Annotated in this window: 1 protein-coding gene; it reads right to left on the bottom strand. The window is 61.0% G+C overall.

Annotated features, from left to right (window positions below; all coding sequences use genetic code 11):
• The coding region (locus SB772_RS45570) for an SIP domain-containing protein (RefSeq protein ID WP_410839224.1) at positions 1 to 201 on the bottom strand (201 nt) is incomplete at its 3' end.
• Positions 202 to 236 lie beyond the last annotated feature (35 nt).

Genomic DNA, 236 nt, shown 5'->3' with positions numbered 1-236 from the left:
CATGAAGGCCACCTGCTTCCGGTCGATTCCCACATCCCGGACCAGATAACGCCGCATTTCCTTGATGACAAAAGCTTCACCGGCCAGCCATGCGTAAAAGGGAAGCGCGCCGGCAGGGAGGGTGGGGTTCTTGGTGGCTTCGATGGCTGCGGCATCCATTCTTTGGGGAGTGTCCCAGAGAATCTCCTGATCCACGTTCACGTCTTCGGGCTCCGGGCCGGCGGCTGCGCCTGTTC

Origin of the sequence: Paraburkholderia sp. SIMBA_030, from assembly GCF_046535245.1 — a bacterium.
Classification (GTDB): Bacteria; Pseudomonadota; Gammaproteobacteria; order Burkholderiales; family Burkholderiaceae; genus Paraburkholderia.
This window is presented reverse-complemented; position numbering and strand designations above follow the sequence as displayed.